This is a genomic window from Balneicella halophila (assembly GCF_003096835.1).
GTDB classification, from domain to species: domain Bacteria; phylum Bacteroidota; class Bacteroidia; order Bacteroidales; family Balneicellaceae; genus Balneicella; species Balneicella halophila.
The window spans coordinates 288847-308431 of record NZ_QENZ01000003.1 but is presented as its reverse complement, the minus strand read 5'-3'; the positions used below and the strand labels follow the sequence as shown (position 1 = coordinate 308431).

The following is a 19585-nucleotide window of genomic DNA, read 5'->3' as shown; positions in this document are numbered from 1 at the left end:
TATTCTGTTTTAATTTAGCAGTGGCAAATTTACAATTTTTCTTCGGCTAACTGAAGTATTTGTCTATTTCCTCTAGTGGCAAAATGTGAACAATTTTCTTACCACTTGGTGTATGATTTGGTGTGTTGCATGCAAATAATGCGTCAATAAGTTGTTGCCTCTCCTCCGGTGATAATGATTGAGCTTTTTGTAAGCTTGACATTTTTGCCAAAGTTTCTATGATAGATTTTCGGAGTTGTTCATCCAGAAGTTTTTTTCCGTTATAATTATTTAGAATGTCTTGAATAAACTGCTCAGGATTTTCTAAGGTGATGCCCCCGGGCATTCCATTGATAGCGATAGAGTCTTTACTAAACAGGTCAATATCAAATCCTAAAGTTTTTAATTCCTCAGCTATTTCGTTAAATGTTGTCATCTCCGTTGCAGAGAGTGAAATTATATGTGGAAAAAGCAGACGTTGCGTTGTGATATTTTTCTCCTTAGAGAGTTTAAATAGTTGTTCAAATACAATTCGCTCGTGTGCCCTTTTTTGATTGATAATCATAAGCCCGGACTTAACTTGTGAGAGGATATATTTACCCTTTACTTGAAAAAGTCCTATATTGGCTTGTTCCTTTTCTTCAAATGATATTTGTTGAGAAGTATCCTCCATAGGCAGATCTTCAAAATCATAAAAACTTTCCCAGCCCTTGGTTCCACGTTCTGTCTTAAATTTTGAGAAGCTACTTCCATTGTTTTCTTGCTTAAACGGGTTGAAATTAGGATCCACAGAAATTTCAGGGGCTTTTATATCTTTAGCGTTGGTTGCAGTCGGTATCTCAAAACTTCTGTCTATCTCAAAATCGATAGACGGAGTTATATTGTGTTTGCCCAGAGCTTCTTTTACAGTTGCAAGAACTATCTGAAAAAGAGTACGTTCATCTTCAAACTTTACTTCTGTTTTTGTTGGGTGTATGTTTACATCCAAAAGATTGGGGTCAATATTTATAAAAATAAAATAAGCAGGAATAGATTCTGAAGGTAGCAGATTACCATAAGCTTCCATTACTGCTTTATGCAAATAGGGATGACGAATATAACGATTGTTGGCGAAGAAAAATTGTTCCCCAAAGTTCTTTTTTGCTTTCTCGGGTTTCCCAATATAACCTTCTAGTGATGAATATGAAGTTTCGCTTTGTATCGCAATAAGATTTGTTTGGATTGTGTTTCCGAAAAGATGAACAATTCGTTGCTTTAGTTTTGTTTTTGGGAGTTGATAAATCTCATTTCCATCATGTTCTAAATGAAAACTTACTTCAGGATAAGCTAATGCAATACGCTGTACTTGTTGTATTATGTGGCGTAATTCGGTGGCGTTTGTTTTTAAAAACTTTCGGCGAGCAGGAATATTAAAGAAGAGATTCTTAATAGTAAACTGGCTCCCTTTAGGGCAGTTGACAGGCTCTTGTGTAATTAATTCTGAACCATTTACAGCAATATAGGTTCCAAGTTCTTGCTCCGCAGTACAGGTTTTGAGTTCAACATGTGCTACTGCGGCAATAGAAGCAAGCGCTTCACCACGGAAGCCCATCGTTCGAATGGCAAAAAGGTCGTCAGCTTTTTCAATTTTAGAAGTTGCATGTCGCTCAAAAGCCATACGGGCATCTGTCATAGACATCCCTTTACCATTATCAATAATTTTAATCAGGTTTTTACCTGCTTGTTCTAATATAATTTCAATATGAGTTGCTCCTGCATCCAGTGCGTTGTCCAATAGTTCCTTAACTACTGATGCAGGTCGTTGAACGACTTCTCCTGCTGCAATTTGATTGGCTATAGCATCTGGCAGGACTCTAATAATATCTGTCATAAATCTTTAAACAAATTTTTCAAGGAATTGCTCTAAGAATGGCAAGGCTGCTATCATTAAATACAGTAATGCAATCAAAATGAAGAAAAAAATAATGGTTCTACGAATACTTTTCCTTTTTACTTCTTTTATTTCATCACGGCTACCAAGGTGAGCGCTTCGAAACTTTCCTTTAATTTCCGGGCGGTAAATTCCTGTAGAATTTTTATCATCAGATGTAATTCCTAATTCTGCTTTTATCCGTTGTTCTCTAGCTTCACGTTCTTCTTTTTCAGGATCCCAATATATTGGTTTTCGTGTTAAGCCTCTCGGTTTCCTTTGTTTGGTAAATAATGCCATATTCAATTCAAGTTTTCACAAAGTTACTAAAAATCATGCACAAGGAATTGGCATTACTTGCTTGTCTAACCATTTTTAACAACTGTTCTATATTCTTAAGCTACTGAAATTGTTATCTTTGTAAGGAGATATTTAATCGACAAACGAAAAGATGAAATTAAAAATAATCAATACTTCTAAAAATCCTATGCCCGCGTATGCAACTACATTGTCTGCAGGCTTGGATTTAAGAGCAAACCTAGAGGAACCAATAACACTAAAATCCCTAGAACGTACACTGATACCCACAGGATTGCGTATAGAATTACCCGAAGGATATGAAGCACAATTGCGCCCCCGTAGCGGATTAGCTTTGAAGCAAGGAATTACATTACTCAATTCGCCAGGCACGATTGATGCAGATTATCGTGGAGAGATTGGTGTAATTGTTGTAAACCTTTCTAATGAAACTGTAACTATCGAACATGGAGAGCGTATCTGTCAAATGGTAATAGCTAAGCATGAGCAAGTGACTATCGAGGAAGTAGATGAACTCTCCGATACCGAACGCGGAGCTGGTGGATTTGGGCATACAGGTAAAAAGTAAAATATTTATGAAATATAAACACATACTCAGTCTTATCATCTTGATAGCAAGCACCTTCGGGGTATTTGCTCAAGATGTCAAAGAAGATGGTGTAGACAAAGATAGACAGGTAAATTACTACCTCGTCGAGGCAAAAGATGCTTTAGCACATGGGAATGTTCAAAAGGCAATCAGTATATACAACCAATGCATTGCTGTAGATAATACATGTGCTACGGCACACTATGAACTGGCAAATATTGCGATAGCAGTCAATGACTTGGAAGTAGCGCTGACACATAGTCGTAAAGCTGTAGCAATAGCTCCTTCGAACAATTGGTTCCAATTGCAATTAGCGGAGATTCTAGAAAGCAGAGGATTATTAAAGCAATCTGCTAAGGCTTACGCTGAATTAGCTAAGATGGAAACTCAAAATCCTTTTTACCTGCAAAAAAGCATGATGCTATATGAAAGTTCCGAATCATGGGAGGAAGCTTTAAAACTTTATGATGTTTGGGAAGAACAGTACGGTGCTGACTTTAATATGATGGCAAGAAAACAAGGATTGTATTCCAAAGCCGGGAAACCCGAGGAGGGATTGGCTGAATTAAAGAAACTGATTAAAAAAGAGCCAAAGAACTCAGAGTATTATAGTCTCTTAGCTATGCGCTATGAGGAGGAAGGAGATGAAAAGAAAGTCGCTAAAACGTTTGAAAAAATTACGAAATTGGATACCATATCTGGGGTGGCTAATATGATGTTGGCACGTTACTACATGGGAGTAAATGACTACCCAAATGCTTATAAAGCCTTGAAAGGAGCTATTAAGAGTGGAGAAGTTGATGAGAATGCTAATGTTGCTGGAGTGATAGGGCTGTTACAAGCTGATACTACAGAGCAATCAAAAGTTTATAGAGATACTTTGTCGAGTTTGCTCATTGATAAATATCCCGAAAATGCAATTGGCTACCTTTTTAAAGCCCAAGAATATGGTGAAGCACAGGACTATGAGAAAAGTGAAAAGGTGCTGGAAAAAGCTTTAGATATAGATCCTACAAACTATAATGGATTGGCGCAGATGTCAATCATTCACAATATCAAGCAAGAGTGGGATGAATTGTATGAATTAGCTAAGAAAGGAATTGAATATTATCCGCAACAGCATCTGTTTTATTTGTTTAAAGGTTTAGCCGCATCGCAAAAGAAAGAATATGCTGTTGCAGAGGCATCGCTAACCACTGGATACTTGTATGCTAAAGACTCAGAAACCCAAGAAGATATTAGAGAGTTACTTGCTGATGTTTATTATAAGAGCGGTAAAAAGCAGAAAGCTTTTGATTTGTTTGAAGAACTGCTTAATGCCAACCCCGATAACGTTTTGATATTAAATAATTATGCCTATTTCTTATCCTTAGAAAATGAAAACTTGGAGAAGGCGGAAGCAATGAGTCGAAAAACATTAGAGCAAGAGGAGAATAATGCAACATATTTAGATACTTATGCATGGGTACTCCATCAACAAGGAAGATATAGAGAAGCTTTGAAATATATGGAAAAAGCTATCAAAAATTTAGAGAATGAAGAAGCTTCTTCTGAGATGTGGGAACATTATGGAGATATATTGTATAAATTAGGGAAATCTGAACAAGCAAAGAAAGAGTGGAGAAAGGCTTTAAGTCTACCTGACCCAGAGACGGAACGTTTGCAAGAAAAAATAAAGAATAACGACTAATATCCTATGAAGTTAAAAACAATTATAGTGATTCTGTTTGTTGCACTGATAAGTTCCTGTGCAGTGCGCCAAGGTAAGGATGTTAAGCGAGAGTCCAAGCGACTTAGGGGAATGAGTGATGCAAAACTCTACAGGGAAACAGTGGAGAATTATTTAGATTTTAACACACTGAATATTAAAAAAATCAATATTTCCTATGAGCATGATGGTAAAAAGCAAGAATTCAGAGGCAGTGTAAGAATCCTAAAAGATAGTATTATCTGGCTCTCCATATCAAAAATGGGTATGGAAGGTATGCGAGTAAAATTAACTCCTGACACTGTCGCTTTTATTGATAGACTGCATCGGGAATATATGATTACAAATTATGAGTATCTGAATAAACGTTTTAATTTAGAATTAGACTTTGATTTAGTCCAGAGTATCTTTACAAATCGATTGCCTGAGTACAGAATAGAAAAAGACATTCCATTTCATCGTAATTTTAAAGGGAAAAAAACAAAAACGCACTATCTTTTTTATTCCAAAAAATGGAAAAACAAACAATACTGGAAAGAATATAAAGATCTTACTGGAATGGAGGGAAGCACTTTACAAATTCTACGAATAACACCAGACCTAATGCGCCTGGAAAGTGTAGATGTGTATGATACACAGCTTTTTGGTGCTAACAAAGGGCAACAGACCGTAAGTCTGAATTTGAAGTATAATGATTATAAAGAATATAACGAAAAGGATTTATTTCCCCAGAAAATAACGACTACAGTTCAACGTGAGTTACTGAAGGATAATAAAAGACAATTTGAGAAGATTGTTCTGACTATTACAGTCTATGATTTAGAGGTGAATAAAGAAAATTTAAGTTTTCCTTTTAAAATCAGTAAAAAGTACGAAGAAATACATGAATAAATTCTTCCTCATAATGCTACTATGCTTGGGCATTGGAAACCTCAATGCCCAGAATGTTTCTGACTTAAAGAAAAAGCAAGAGAAGAATAAAAAAGAATTAGAATATACGAACAAGATATTAAAAAGCGTAAGAACAAAGCAAAGCAGTTCATTATCAAAATTAAAAGCACTGCAACAAGATATTAAGACTCGTGAGACTTCTGTAAAGCTCTATCGTGATGAAGTGGAAGAGTTACAAAAAGCTATTGATCATTCGAACAAACAAATACAAGTATTTAATGATAAACAGGAGAAACTGAAGAAAGTTTATGGAGAACTGCTTGTGAGTGCATATTATCAAAATGGAACTCTCGACAAATGGATTTATATTTTTGCATCAGAAGATTTTTCACAGGCTTATAATAGATATAAATATTTTGAGCAGGTTAACGACTATACTTACAATCAACTTTCTGTACTTAAAAACCTAAAAGACAGTGTCAATGAGAATGTTCAAAAGGTTGTAGCACTGAAAACAGAGAAAGAGAGTTTAGTTGAAAAGGAGCAACAGGCTCAGCAAACATTAGATGCTAAAAAGAAAGAACAGCAGAAAGAAATAAACCGATTAAAGGCAAAAGAAAAAGACTTGCTTTCTCGCCTAAAAGTACAACAGCAACGGGAACGAAACTTAAAGAAGCAGATAGAAAAACTTATTGCACGAACTGCGAAGAAAGAGAGAAAAAAGCCTCCTACAAAAGCAGATATTCAGTTAGGAAAATCCTTTATTGCGAATAAAGGAAAACTCCCATGGCCTGTGGATGGTTTTATTTCTTCAGCATTTGGTGAGCATGCTCATCCCATATTGAAAACAGTCAAAGTAAGAAATGATGGTATTGACATTACTGCACAAAAAGGAAGTACTTGTAAAGCGGTTTTCAATGGTGAGGTGTCGCAAGTATTAAGTATCCCAGGACTGAATAGTACGGTGATAATCAAACATGGCTCTTACCTAAGTGTTTACGCAAATCTGATTAATCTTTATGTAAAGAAGGGTGATAAAATACAAACAGGACAAAGTTTGGGTAAGATTGCAACGGGTAGCGACGGAGCCACTGTAATGAAATTACAGATATGGAAGAATACCTCAAGACAAAATCCCAAATATTGGCTTAGAAAAAAATAAGGAGTATAACTTATTTTGTCGCCAATACAATTTTCAATTCATTTCGTCGTGCAATATCCATAAGATTTACCAATTTTTGAATAGGGACTGTTTTTTCAGCATTTACTGAAATTGAAACATCTTTATCAATACGTTTTTTTAAGGCTAACTTACTCTCTATCTCTTGCAAGGATGCTCGTTCTTGTTCGTAAAAATACTCTCCATCCTTATCAATAGAAATAATAACAATAACTGGTTCGGAAGTAGCCGTTTTACTCTCTGGCTTATCCACCATTATGCCTTTAGTTTGAATAAAGGTAGAACTTACCATAAAAAAAATCAATAACAGGAAAATGATATCAGTCATTGATGATACGCTGAAATTAGGGTCAATTTTATTTCTGGGACTAATAGCCATTATTGATGATTTCTAAGCTCAATATAGTCAATCTTAACAGCTTCCAAAGCGATAGTTATTCTCTTCAATCGAGAAATTAAGTAATTATAGGCAAAATAGGCGATAATACCGACGGCTAGACCACCTACCGTTGTAAACATAGCAGTATAAATACCTTGAGATAGTGCAGCCACTTCAAAGCTTCCCCCTTCTTGTGCGGACATTTCGTAGAAAGCTTGTACCATACCGATTACAGTACCTAAAAAACCAATCATTGGAGCACCTCCTGCAATACTGGCAAGCATGGAAAAGCCCTTTTCCAATTGCGTAATCTCATTATTGCCAATAGTATCTATGACTAGATTCGCTTCGTTAATTCCGATGTCTCTTTTTCCGATGGTTTGTAAGGATTTTCTAAGAACGATAGCAGCTATTGAATCATGATTTTGTACAAGATCCATGCTTTCATTAAGTTTATTGTTAGAAATCAATCCATGCATATTTTTTACAAAAGATTGGATTTCTTTTTTCGTTTTTTGTAAAATAATAATTCGTTCAGCAAATATATAGACGGCAACAATGGAGAGTGCAAAAAGTACAAGCATTAATAAATTGCCTGACCAGCTTCCACCTGTTACAAATTCTAAAAAACTTTGTTTCATAAAAATAGATTTACTATCCGGCTACGTGTACTCCAAACATCAAATAGAATACCAAAGCACCAGCTAGATATCCTAAAACAGCCAACCAAGTGATTTTTTTCAAATACCAAATGAAATTAATTCGCTCCATTCCCATAGCTGCTACACCAGCAGCAGAACCTATGATGAGCATACTACCTCCTGTTCCTGCAGCATAGGCAATAAAGTGCCAAGCAGAATGATCAATTGGAAAAGCAGAACCATACATTCCTATAGATGCAGCAACCAATGGAACATTGTCGATAATAGCAGAGGCTACTCCAAGCAATAATATGACAACATTGGTATTTGGGACTGTTTCTGTAAGCCATTCTTGTGCATGGAATAACACACCTATGCTTTCTAGTGCGGCAACCGCCATCAAGATTCCTAAGAAGAACAAAATACTATTCATCTCAATTTTCGCTAAAGCTTTATGGACAGAATATTTTCGACGTTTTTCATGTGTCCAGTCTCTTTCAGGAATAACATATTCAGAGACCAGCCAAACAATACTCAATGCTAATATCATTCCTACCCATGGTGGCAAATGTGTAAATGTTTTGAAAAAAGGCACAGATAAAATACCACCTAATCCAAGGAATAATATCGTTTTACTACTCAATAAAAGCTCTTCTTCTGAATTAGCAGGAGCCTCAGGAATATCCCCTTTGAATGGAGGAAGCATAGAAGCTATAATTACTGGGACTAACATACAAATAGCTGAAGGCAATAGTAAATGTTCGATAAGTAATGCGACAGAAGTTTTATTAGCTATCCAAAGCATTGTAGTAGTTACATCCCCAATTGGAGACCAAGCACCTCCGGCATTAGCCGCAATTACAATTAATCCCGCATACCAAAGACGTGTAGGTCTATCATGAATTAATTTTCGTAATATCGTAATCAATACGATAGTTGCTGTAAGGTTATCAATAATAGCAGATAGAACAAATGCTAAAATAGCAACAATCCAAAGTAGTTTCTTTTTATTTCTTGTTTTTACCCACTGTTTTATGATGGCAAATCCATTATGTAAGTCAATAATTTCAACAATAGTCATCGCACCAATCAAGAAAATCAGAATTTCTGCAGTTTTACCTAAATGATGAAGAAGAACCTGTAGAAAAGAGTCAAAACTTTCATGTCCTATTGAGGGGTCATAAAAAAGTTCTTGGTGTGTATTCATGTCGAGCAGAGGCATACCAGAGTTTCTAAACCCTATGGCATAGACCGCCCAACAAAGTGCAGCCATTAATAAGGCTGGTGCGGTCTTGTCTAGACGAAGTGGATGTTCAAAAGCGATACACAAATAACCAATGATAAAAATGGCGACAACTAAGCTAATCATAGTGTAATTTTTTGGATTATGCATGCAAATATACAACAATATCTAATTTATTTGTGTTCATATGTTTAAAGTTAATGTGAGGTTTTAAGTCTGTTATAGAACAAATACTATCTTATTTTATAAGATTATATTAATTTTACAAGAGGAATTAGAAAAAGAGAAAAATGAGTAATAGAATTTGTGAATTATTTGGAATTAAATATCCTGTAATACAAGCAGGAATGGTGTGGTGTAGTGGCTGGAGGCTTGCAAGTGCTGTGAGTGAAGCAGGTGGTTTAGGACTATTAGGAGCTGGATCTATGCATCCTGAAGTGTTGCAAGAACATATTCAAAAAATGAAGAAGGCAACTTCAAAACCCTATGGTGTAAATGTTCCTTTAATGTATCCGGAGATTGAAAAAATAATGGATATCATCATTGAAGAAAAGGTGCCTATTGTTTTTACTTCTGCCGGAAGTCCTAAAAAATGGACACCAACTTTACAAGAGCATGGAATTAAGGTAGCTCATGTAGTTTCGAGCACTTTCTTTGCAAAAAAATGTGAAGATGCTGGAGTAGATGCAATTGTAGCAGAAGGTTTTGAGGCCGGCGGACACAACGGTAGAGAAGAGACTGCTAGTTTTCCTTTGTTGCAAAAAGTCACTAAAGAAGTGAGCACTCCATTATTAGCTGCCGGAGGAATGTATGGAGGCGAGAGTTTATTAGCAGCTCAAATACTTGGTGCTGATGGTGTGCAAATTGGAAGTCGTTTTGCAGTTTGTGCGGAATCCTCCTCTCATGAGCTTTTCAAGAAAGAAGTGATAAAAACCGATGAGGGAGAAACCCTATTAGTACTAAAGAAATTAGCACCTACAAGACTCATAAAGAACGCCTTCTTTGAAAAGGTTTTTGAGATGGAAAATAAAGGAGGTGTAAAAGAAGAATTGCAAGAACTTTTAGGAAAAGGAAGAGCAAAAAAAGGTATCTTTGAAGGAGACTTGGAAGAGGGAGAATTAGAAATTGGTCAAATTGCTTCCAAGCTTGACAAAGTAGAAACGGTACAAGAAATAATGGACGATATTATTTCTACTTACAATAAAGCATTAGATAATGTAAAAAAATATCATAAATTATAAAATAAAGCATAGGTTATGTACGGTAAATTTAAAGATCATTTACAACAAGAATTACAAGAGATTAAAGATGCGGGATTATATAAAAAAGAACGTATTATTACTACTCCTCAGTCGGCGGCTATTAAAGTAAGCACCGGCGAGGAAGTTTTAAACTTTTGTGCAAACAACTATTTGGGGTTGTCTTCTCATCCTAAAGTGATAGAGGCAGCTCACAAGGTGTTAGATGAAAGAGGATATGGTATGTCTTCTGTTCGTTTTATCTGCGGAACACAGGATATTCACAAAGAACTAGAGGAAAAGATTGCTAAGTTTTTTGGAATGGAAGATACCATCTTATATGCTGCCTGTTTTGATGCTAATGGAGGTGTTTTTGAACCATTATTAACTAAAGAAGATGCGATTATATCTGATGAATTGAACCATGCTTCTATTATTGATGGAGTACGCTTGTGTAAAGCAGCTAGATACCGCTATAAACATGCTGACATGAAGGATTTAGAGGAGCAATTAAAAGCTTCACAAGAACAAAGATTCCGAATTATTGTTACTGATGGTGTATTTTCAATGGATGGTGATATTGCTAAGCTAAATGAGATATGTGATTTAGCAGAGAAGTATGATGCTATGGTAATGGTAGATGACAGTCACGCTTCTGGTTTCATTGGTAAAACTGGACGTGGTACTCATGAGCATCACAACTGTATGGATAGAGTAGATATTATTACCAGTACGCTAGGTAAAGGTTTAGGTGGTGCTATGGGTGGTTTCACTACAGGGAAGAAAGAGATTATCGATATGTTGCGTCAACGTTCTCGTCCTTATTTGTTTTCAAACTCATTGACTCCAATAATTGTTGGTGCTTCAATTGCAGTGTTTGATATGTTGGAAGAATCTACAGATTTGCGTGATAAATTAATGGATAATGCATCTTATCTCAAAGATAAATTAAGTAGTGCAGGATTTGATATAAAACCTACAGAATCTGCAATTCTGGCACTGATGCTATATGATGCACCACTTTCACAAGAATTTGCTGCTAAGCTGTTAGACGAAGGTATTTATGTAACTGGATTCTATTATCCTGTAGTACCAAAAGGACAAGCTCGTATTCGTATTCAGCTTTCTGCAGGACACGAGAAAGAGCATTTAGATAAGGCTGCTGAGGCATTTCTTAAAATTGGTAAAGAATTAGGTGTGATTTCCTAAGCTTAAATAGAATAAGATAAGTATTTTTTTAACTTAAAAAACAAACATTATGGCAACTTCAACAATGAAAGTAACAGCTACAATGGGTAGCACTTTCAAAACAGACATTAAGGCTTCTCATGATATGGTGATAGATCAACCAAAGGCTGCTGGGGGCTCAGATTTAGGTGCTAATCCTTTAGAGTATTATCTGTCTGGTTTAGCAGGCTGTCTATGTGCTATTACTCGTATTATTGCAAATCAGCGGAAACTCGAAGTTAAGAATATGGAGGTTAATCTTGAAGGTGATATTGACAAAGCATTCTTAATGGGAAATACCGAAGAGGGTAGAGCTGGATTTACCGAGCTACGTCTATCAGTGAAGCTTGATGCTCCATCATTATCAAAAGATGAAAAAGAAGCACTTATTCATGAAGCAGAGAAACGTTGTCCTGTAGCTGATAATATTGAGAATGAAACTGTAATAAAAGTAGCAGTTACTGAATAGTTCTAATAATTGCTAAATATGGCAATTTTAAAAGTGGGTAAGAAATATTCTTATCCACTTTTTTATGATATCACTATAAGAGAGTTTTTATTGCAATTGAAGACTGCCCCCTCTAGCATTAATAAGGATTTGGCTGGGGGCTGTGGGGTCGCCAATAGTTCCAGTAGTAATAAAATCCTTTTGAGTTTCCCCGAACCTCATATTTATCCCAAGATTTTCAGGAATTAGCATCTTAGTAGAAGAATGATGACTAATCGCTATATTTGCTGGCGTGTCTCCTAAAAACACTGAGACTTGAGCTCCCTTGCTATTCATCTTCAATTCGTCAAAATTAGGAGTTATTTCTTTTATCGTCACAGAACCATAGTCAGGATTTAAAATTCCTGACATGTCCAATCTATCAACGACAATGTCTGTGAGCGTACTGTTTACAATAATTTGTGATGCCTGTCTTAGATTAAATTCATCTCTCATCGATTTCGCATCAAAAGTGCCAACTTCGCCAATTTCTAATTTCGAATTATAACTTTCCCCTTTTAGCAAGTTTGCCTTTTCAATCATTAAACTGCTGTTTCTTGTATTAAAAGATAAATCACCTACTTGGCTTATTTTCAGATGACTGTCTTTTAGTTCAAAAGAGCTTTTTCCGTGGATTGTTTGTGAGGAAATATAGCCAGAGCTATGATTTAGTCTTACATCAGCATCTCTTTCATACAGAATAATATCTCCATTGTGCAATGAAATATCTAACGAAATATTATTAGGCATTTTGATATAATAATCGATAGAAAAATCACCATTATTAAATAGTTTGTTTGAAAATTTAATAAAAGAAAAAAAAGTGCCGAAATTAGTACTTACATCTAAGTAGTTTCCTTTATCATTAATTTTTACGCTGACATTTCTCAGCATTTTCTCCATCGTTTCTTCTTTCTTGCTCTGGGCACTTATGATGGCTTCTATAGCAATTTCTTGCTTATCCCAATTTTCAATGATAATTTTACCATACTTGCTATCAATCTTTAGAATTTCTATTCCTGTAGCATCAATAGTTTTAGTGATAGTTTCTTCTTTTGCATTGGTTACTGTGATACTGCAAAGTACGAGTAGTATTCCGATGAGCTTTTTCATGATGTAATCCGCTTATGAATTGGATACTTGTGGTTTGTTTATCCAATATACTCCGATAAAGATACAAATAATAGACCAAAAGTGTTTCCATTCGAATTCGCTACCTGTCAGAAATACACCCATAGCAACTCCAATAAATAAAATAAGATACGTTGATAATGAGGCTAGTAGCGGAGATGAGCGTTTAATGAGTTCGTTAAATCCAACCGTACCTATAAATGTAATAAATGCCAATAAGACAAGCATCCAACTACTATGTGCGAACGCCTCGCTTTCTAATGCACTGCTGAAGTTTGTTCCCAGTAGAAAAACAAAAGCTATGGGACCAAAAATCATGAATGTAATCGTAGCAATTTCAGTTCCTGATAGTTTAGGCATGGCATATCCAATCAAAACAATATTACTTGAACCTGCTATTACCGCCATGAGTACATAAAATATTCCCAACAAGGAAGTGTTTTGAAAGGATAAACTCTCCTGGAAACTTAATGAGAAAGGGTCAATATTAAATGCTATGGAATCTCCAAATATTAATATGCAAACTCCCAGTAACCCTAATAACAAGGCGAGTAAAGCACTCAGCGAGAACCGTTGTTTGTAGATTAATATGCCCTCTATAAAAACAACGATGGGTCCCAGTGCACTTAGAATGCTTGTTACGGAAACATCTGTGCGAGACTGTGCTAGTGCATAAAATACAGAAGTGAGTACATTCCCTAAAAATCCAGATAGGAATAAGATGGGAAAATTCTCTCTGCTAAGTTTTTTTGCAGTTTTCCACATTAATGGAAGGAAAAAGATTCCTGCTCCGAAGATTTGGAAAAGTGCAACTTGCGTGTCTGAATAAGCTTTTAGAGCCTCGAATCTTACCGAGAAGGATGCTCCCCAGGCTAATGAAATTATTAGTAAAAGTATGATGGGTAAGAATCTTTTCATATAAACAGTTATTTTTTTGATAATTCCTCTTCAACTTCTTTGTAAGCTTTAGATAAATAGGCTAGTAACCTACTAAGGGGGTGGATGCCTTGCATCGTTTCTTTACTGACTCCTTTACCTGACAGACGTAGCAACAAAACTCCATAAAGTGTGGTTAGAGCTATTTCGATATCGCTCGTTTCATCATCTGCTTTGCTATTTTGTCGCATCTCTAAAAGTGTCTGTGCTGCCGAGGTAAAGAGTTGTCGGTATTGTGGATCATGTTTTTTGTGCAATAGGGCAAAATGAAGTTCAGTGAGTTCGTCCACATTGTTCTTTAAAATCTGTAAATGTCCTTTTTTCTGAATTTTCTCCTTTTGCATCATTATTAGGAGATTCTCATACCAATCGTAAATTTGTTTTTTAAGATCTCCTGAAACGTCAAACGGATTTACACGTTGCTTTTCGATACAATTCATATCAAATTTACAGGCTCGGATGAAATCCTCAACTTGCCACATATACAAAATGTATTCAGCTAAATTTTCTTTCTTTTTTTCTTGTGCTATGAGCATTTTCTTGAGATATTATTTTAAACCTTTTAACTTTTCAATCATCCGTCTTTCTTGTTTTGTAGGACGCCCCAGACCTCTGTCACGATATTCAAAACCTCTTGTTTTCGTAGCTTCTAATAAATCCAATTGCTCTTGTGGTGTTACATCTTTTACAAAATCAGGAGTGAGTTTAGCTCCCATACGTTTCCCACTAATGGCTAATACTTTGTATTCATAGGTAATAGGAGCACGTTTTACACCTACGATGTCTCCTTCTTGAACTTCTCTTGAAGGTTTCGCAATTTCTCCATTGATAAATACATGGCGTTTCTTGCAAGCTTCAGCTGCTTGACTTCGAGTTTTGAAGATACGAACAGCCCACAACCACTTATCAACACGTATTTTGTCAATTTCACTCATTGTTCCACTTTCTATTTTAATACCTTGTATTTACAATGTCATGTTCAAAGATAGCGAAGTATCTTACGGCATGTCAACTAATTTGAGATTTTTCACAATGTTCAAAATGACAATTATGCTTACAACGCTTTTAACTGAGCTTCTAGCTCTGCAATTTTTGCCTCTGCATCAGCTTTTTTCTTCTGTTCTATCGCCACCACCTTCTCTGGTGCGTTATTTACAAAGCGCTCGTTGCTCAATTTCTTAGTTACACTGTTCAAGAACCCCTTGGTATAATCCAGTTCTTCGGTAATCTTTTTACGTTCAGCCTCTATATCAATAGCTCCAGTCATAGGAATGTAGCAAGAAGTGTTATTTACCGTGAACCCTATAGATTGTTCAGGTTTTTCACCAGTTACTGTAGTTTCGCTGATATTCCCCATTTTTTCGATAACTTCAGTGCAAGGTATTTCGTGAGAAACTGTGAGTGTCAGCTCTTCCTTAAATCCAATGTTTTTATCCTTTCGAATCGTACGAATTGCTGTAACTACTTCTTGAGCTACTTGAATATCTTCTAAAAGTGATGCATCTTCATTTGTATAATTTGGTAGAGTAGTAACCATTAGCGATTCTCCGTCTTCTCGCTCGCGTAATAATTGCCAAACCTCTTCTGTTACGAAAGGCATAAAAGGATGTAATAATTGCATTAACTGTTCTAAAAAATTCACACTGGCATCATAGGTAGTTCTATCCATTGCTTCACCAAAAGGTGGTTTTACAGCTTCTAAATACCAAGATGAAAAATCATCACGTATCAAAGTGTATGCAGTCATTAATGCTTCAGAGATTCGATATGACTTTAATTGCTCATTTAGTTTTGAGGCTTCTTGTGCCAATTTTTGTTCAAACCAAGCCACAGCTGTTGCTGCGTATTTTGGCTGTGATTTATCCTCTGCATTCCAGCTTTTTACCAAACGGAATGTATTCCAAATCTTTGTCGTAAAGTTTCTTCCTTGCTCTACAAGACTGTCTTCATATAATAAGTCGCCACCGGCAGGAGCACTCAACAATATCCCTACACGTACTCCATCTGCACCATATTCCTTTATCAAATCTAGAGGGTCAGGAGAGTTTCCTAATTGTTTAGACATTTTACGACGTTGACTATCACGAACAATTCCTGTGAAATAAACATTTTTGAATGGGATTTCTTTACGATATTCAAATCCTGCCATAATCATACGTGCCACCCAAAAGAATATAATATCAGGACCTGTGATTAAATCATTTGTAGGATAATAATAATTGATATCTTTATTGTCAGGTTTATTAATTCCATTGAAAACAGAAATTGGCCAGAGCCAAGAAGAAAACCAAGTATCCAAAACATCTTCATCTTGACATAAGTCAGCTTCAGTGTAGGTTTTGCCTGTTTTTTCTTCAGCTTTACGAAGAGCTTCATCGATTGATGAAGCCACCACATATTCGCCATTGTCGAAATAATAAACAGGAATACGCTGTCCCCACCACAATTGACGAGAAATGCACCAGTCACGGATATTTTCCATCCAGTGACGATATACATTTTTGAATTTTGCAGGATGGAATTTAATATCGTCATTCATCACGTGCTCCAATGCAGGTTTTGCTAGCTCTGACATTTTTAGGAACCATTGTGCTGATAATTTCGGTTCTATAACGGCATCGGTACGTTCCGAATAGCCTACTTTATTCGTATAGTCTTCTATTTTTACAAGGTTACCCGCTTTTTCAAGCTCAGGAATAATCAAATCTCTTACTTCAAATCTATCTTTATCTACAAATAGTTCAGCGGCTTCGCTCAATGTACCATTATCATTAAAAATGTCAATAGTCTCTAACTTGTGACGCATTCCTATTTCGTAGTCATTCTCATCATGGGCTGGAGTTATCTTCAAAGCACCGGTCCCAAACTCAATATCTACATATTCGTCTTGGATAATCGGTACTGCTCGATTTACTAGAGGAACGATGCATTTTTTTCCTGCATATTTCGTAAAACGCTCATCATTAGGATTTACACAGACTGCCGTATCTCCTAGAATAGTTTCAGGACGAGTGGTTGCAATAGTGATATAATCCTCTTCCCCTTCTATTTGATAACGTAGATAATACAGTTTTGACTGTTCCTCCTTATGAATAACCTCTTCATCAGAAACAGCTGTTTTTGCCACAGGATCCCAATTTACCATTCTAACGCCTCGGTAAATCAATCCTTTTTCATATAAATCGATAAATACTTTTATGACAGAATCATACAATTCCTTATCCATTGTAAATCGAGTACGCTCCCAATCACAAGAAGCACCCAATTTTTTCAATTGTTCTAAAATGATGCCTCCATGCTTTTCCTTCCATTCCCATGCATGCTCCATGAAAGATTCGCGAGTAAGCTGGTCTTTCGTAATGCCTTCTTCTCTTAATTTATTGACAACTTTAGCCTCTGTTGCAATAGATGCATGGTCAGTCCCTGGAACCCAACATACATTTTTTCCCTCCATTCTCGCTCTTCTTGCCAATACGTCTTGTATGGTATTATTTAGCATGTGTCCCATATGTAATACACCAGTTACGTTTGGTGGAGGTATCACGATAGTGTAAGGCTCACGCTCATCAGGAGTAGAGTGAAAAAATTGGTTGTCTAACCAATAGTTATACCATTTGTTTTCTGCTTTTGTATGTTGATATTTTGCAGGAATTTCCATAAAATAGACCTTTTTTTGATACTTTTAAAATGCAAAAATAGTGATTCTATGGGAATTAGGCTATGAAAATCCCTAACTTTGCAAAAAAGCAAAGAGATAGAATGAGGAAGCAGACGCTAGGCATCGTTTTACGATATTTTCGATACGGAGATAATGGAATGATTGCTCACATCTACACGAGGGATTACGGACGTCAGTCTTTTATCTTTAAATCATCAAAATCAAGAAAGTCCAAAAATAAACTGCATTTTTTACAACCTTTGGCTCTAGTCGAAATCCCAATTGACTATAAACCACAAAAGGAAATGTATATGGGCAATGGTGCCACTTCATCTAAATTATTCCAAGATATTCCTTTTAATCAAGTTAAGAATAGTATTGCATTTTTTATAGCGGAGCTACTGAGTAAAGTTTTACAATATGCGCAGGAAGCTGATGAGTCCTTATTCTCTTTTTTGAAAGATGCCATTGTCTTTCTAGATGATGAAAACATCAAAGGAACAAATTTTCACTTAGCTTTTTTGGTAAAACTAACAGCTTATTTAGGTATTCAGCCAGAGGAACATGACGCGGAGCATTCCTATTTGAATATTTCACAAGGAGAGTTTAGCCCATTTTCAGAAATTGATAGTCTTACGAGTGGGCATTCCACATTATGGAAAACCTTGCAAAATAAAACGTGGGTAGCTTGTGATGCAATCCCTCTCTCGCGGGAAAAAAGAAACGCTTTTTTAGAGAAAGTGCTCCAATATTATACCTATCACTTTCAGGACTTAGGAAAGTTTAAGAGTTTGGAGGTGCTCCACGAAGTTTTCGGATAGCTTATTAAATAGATGCAGTTATTGGTTTCGATACCTTTTTTATGTCATTTTTCAAAAAAGAAAGCATCTCAGGGTAGATTACTTTGTCTCTCCACCAAGACAGACGGGGTGAGACATGAATACCACCTTCCATAAGCACTAACTTGTGAGGCACATTTTTTTTGGTAAGCACAGAATCTAAAGATAAAGCTTGACTCATATCAACGACCCTATCGCTTGTTCCTTGAAGAATAAGTGTAGGGACATTGGAGGCGTTGCTAATTGGACTTGCCTCTTTGAATATATTAAGTGATTTATCATCAGAATATTTTCCTCTAGTAGCCAGTTCGAAAAAGTATTTTGTGTACCAATGATAAATCCTATTTCCCGTATATGTCTCTGAAAAAAAGTCTGTAGGAGCTGCTAATGAAATAATTTTCTCTACGCACTCAGGATTTTGATATCCATAAAGCAACGACAAGTGAGCTCCTGCACTTTCACCAAACAAGATGAAGCGACATGGAAGTGATAGACTATCCGCTTTTTCTTTTAGGTAATTTACTGCTAAATCAATATCTTCTAACTGTTCTTTATAAGTGATGTTGCCTTTATTTAAACGATAATTGATGTTGGCACTCGGGATATTGTTTTTTGCAAGAAATTCTTGAACAGGATTCAAAGTTTCTTTTTCTACGAAAAACCATGCTCCACCATGTACTAAAATGACCATCGGTATGCTGTCAATTACATTTTCTGAAATATAAAGGTCTAAGGTCTGTGTATCCTCCTTACCGTATGCTAAGTTTTCTTCTGTAGAAAATGAATGATCTGTATTTATATTTGTGGGTGTGATGGAGCAAGTCTCAAAGAGAAGAGAGTTGAAAAGGACGAGTAAAATATAGGCGCTTCTCATTGTCAAAGGCTTTTTTGTTTTACTGCTACGAAAATAATCAAGAAATCCTTCCTAAAATACGAGTTAACAGTAAGTTAGCAGTAGTTTAACCGAGAGGTCATCATTCCTTTTCTTTGAGGTAATATTGCAGTTGTTTTTACAAAAAATGAAAATTTTTAATAGATGGATTTGTAGAATAAATAAAATATACTACATTTGCACACGCAATTGGGGCGAATAGCTCAGTTGGTTCAGAGCACCTGGTTTACACCCAGGGGGTCGGGGGTTCGAATCCCTCTTCGCCCACACTAATTTAAAGACTGGTATTTAGCCAGTCTTTTTTTATTAAAAAAATCCACATCCTTTCTCAATAATTGTA

19 protein-coding genes and 1 tRNA gene are annotated in these 19585 nt (G+C 36.0%); 9 read left to right on the top strand and 11 right to left on the bottom strand.

The genetic code is table 11. From position 1 onward, the window contains the following. Positions 1–46: 46 nt before the first annotated feature. On the bottom strand, positions 47–1849 hold the full coding sequence (gene mutL, locus C7377_RS01425; protein WP_116495561.1) for a DNA mismatch repair endonuclease MutL: 1803 nt from the start codon (positions 1847–1849) through the stop codon (positions 47–49). A gap of 6 nt (positions 1850–1855) precedes the next feature. Then, on the bottom strand, positions 1856–2188 hold the full coding sequence (locus tag C7377_RS01420) for a hypothetical protein (RefSeq protein WP_116495560.1): 333 nt from the start codon (positions 2186–2188) through the stop codon (positions 1856–1858). Positions 2189–2339: 151 nt separating this feature from the next. On the opposite strand from C7377_RS01420, the gene dut reads away from it, so the two are divergent. The 4 genes from dut to C7377_RS01400 are packed head-to-tail and all read left to right on the top strand — an operon-like array spanning position 2340 to position 6556. After that, the gene (gene dut / locus C7377_RS01415) at positions 2340–2774 is read left to right on the top strand and encodes a dUTP diphosphatase (RefSeq protein WP_116495559.1); all 435 of its coding nucleotides are present in this window, start codon (positions 2340–2342) and stop codon (positions 2772–2774) included. 7 nt (positions 2775–2781) lie between these two features. Beyond that, positions 2782–4485: a tetratricopeptide repeat protein gene (locus tag C7377_RS01410; protein WP_165806824.1), complete on the top strand. Its 1704-nt coding sequence runs from the start codon at positions 2782–2784 to the stop codon at positions 4483–4485. Between the two features lie 6 nt (positions 4486–4491). Further along, complete coding sequence (locus C7377_RS01405; RefSeq protein ID WP_116495557.1) at positions 4492–5394, top strand: DUF4292 domain-containing protein; 903 nt, start codon at positions 4492–4494, stop codon at positions 5392–5394. Then, positions 5387–6556, top strand: coding sequence for a murein hydrolase activator EnvC family protein (locus tag C7377_RS01400; protein WP_116495556.1), 1170 nt, complete (start codon positions 5387–5389; stop codon positions 6554–6556). The genes C7377_RS01405 and C7377_RS01400 overlap by 8 nt, the downstream gene beginning before the upstream one ends. Positions 6557–6566: 10 nt before the next feature. Here the strand turns inward: C7377_RS01400 and C7377_RS01395 are convergent, their stop codons facing one another. From C7377_RS01395 to nhaD, 3 genes are read right to left on the bottom strand one after another with little or no spacing between them, the layout of a single operon-like run. Then, a complete protein-coding gene (locus tag C7377_RS01395; protein ID WP_116495555.1) occupies positions 6567–6953 on the bottom strand; it encodes an ExbD/TolR family protein in 387 nt (128 codons plus the stop codon). Continuing rightward, positions 6953–7594 carry a MotA/TolQ/ExbB proton channel family protein gene (locus C7377_RS01390; RefSeq protein ID WP_116495554.1) on the bottom strand — a complete coding sequence of 214 codons (642 nt, stop codon included), beginning with the start codon at positions 7592–7594 and terminating at the stop codon, positions 6953–6955. The genes C7377_RS01395 and C7377_RS01390 overlap by 1 nt, the downstream gene beginning before the upstream one ends. A 13-nt stretch (positions 7595–7607) precedes the next feature. Beyond that, positions 7608–8963 carry a sodium:proton antiporter NhaD gene (gene nhaD / locus C7377_RS01385; protein ID WP_116495553.1) on the bottom strand — a complete coding sequence of 452 codons (1356 nt, stop codon included), beginning with the start codon at positions 8961–8963 and terminating at the stop codon, positions 7608–7610. 164 nt (positions 8964–9127) lie between these two features. On the opposite strand from nhaD, the gene C7377_RS01380 reads away from it, so the two are divergent. From C7377_RS01380 to C7377_RS01370, 3 genes are read left to right on the top strand one after another with little or no spacing between them, the layout of a single operon-like run. Beyond that, positions 9128–10078 (top strand): NAD(P)H-dependent flavin oxidoreductase, encoded by a 951-nt coding sequence (locus tag C7377_RS01380; protein ID WP_116495552.1) that lies wholly within the window; start codon positions 9128–9130, stop codon positions 10076–10078. 15 nt (positions 10079–10093) lie between these two features. Then, positions 10094–11284, top strand: coding sequence for a glycine C-acetyltransferase (gene kbl / locus C7377_RS01375; protein WP_116495551.1), 1191 nt, complete (start codon positions 10094–10096; stop codon positions 11282–11284). 49 nt (positions 11285–11333) lie between these two features. After that, positions 11334–11771, top strand: coding sequence for an OsmC family protein (locus C7377_RS01370; RefSeq protein WP_116495550.1), 438 nt, complete (start codon positions 11334–11336; stop codon positions 11769–11771). An 87-nt stretch (positions 11772–11858) separates the two neighbouring features. Here C7377_RS01370 and C7377_RS01365 read toward each other — a convergent pair whose 3' ends face one another. The 5 genes from C7377_RS01365 to C7377_RS01345 form a co-directional block, all read right to left on the bottom strand. Continuing rightward, positions 11859–12902, bottom strand: coding sequence for a hypothetical protein (locus tag C7377_RS01365; RefSeq protein ID WP_116495549.1), 1044 nt, complete (start codon positions 12900–12902; stop codon positions 11859–11861). 12 nt (positions 12903–12914) lie between these two features. Further along, positions 12915–13838, bottom strand: coding sequence for a DMT family transporter (locus C7377_RS01360; protein WP_116495548.1), 924 nt, complete (start codon positions 13836–13838; stop codon positions 12915–12917). An 8-nt stretch (positions 13839–13846) separates the two neighbouring features. Then, positions 13847–14392 (bottom strand): DUF4924 family protein, encoded by a 546-nt coding sequence (locus C7377_RS01355; RefSeq protein ID WP_116495547.1) that lies wholly within the window; start codon positions 14390–14392, stop codon positions 13847–13849. Between the two features lie 12 nt (positions 14393–14404). Then, entirely contained in the window at positions 14405–14791 is a 387-nt protein-coding gene (locus C7377_RS01350; protein WP_116495546.1) for an RNA-binding S4 domain-containing protein, read from the bottom strand. 119 nt (positions 14792–14910) lie between these two features. Further along, positions 14911–17514 (bottom strand): valine--tRNA ligase, encoded by a 2604-nt coding sequence (locus C7377_RS01345; protein ID WP_116495545.1) that lies wholly within the window; start codon positions 17512–17514, stop codon positions 14911–14913. A gap of 62 nt (positions 17515–17576) precedes the next feature. On the opposite strand from C7377_RS01345, the gene recO reads away from it, so the two are divergent. Continuing rightward, positions 17577–18335 (top strand): DNA repair protein RecO, encoded by a 759-nt coding sequence (gene recO / locus C7377_RS01340; RefSeq protein WP_116495544.1) that lies wholly within the window; start codon positions 17577–17579, stop codon positions 18333–18335. A gap of 4 nt (positions 18336–18339) precedes the next feature. Here recO and C7377_RS01335 read toward each other — a convergent pair whose 3' ends face one another. Then, positions 18340–19227: an alpha/beta hydrolase gene (locus C7377_RS01335; RefSeq protein ID WP_116495543.1), complete on the bottom strand. Its 888-nt coding sequence runs from the start codon at positions 19225–19227 to the stop codon at positions 18340–18342. 210 nt (positions 19228–19437) lie between these two features. Between C7377_RS01335 and C7377_RS01330 the strand changes: the two genes are divergently transcribed. Further along, positions 19438–19512: transfer RNA gene (locus C7377_RS01330), tRNA-Val, on the top strand. The last annotated feature ends 73 nt before the right edge of the window (positions 19513–19585 follow it).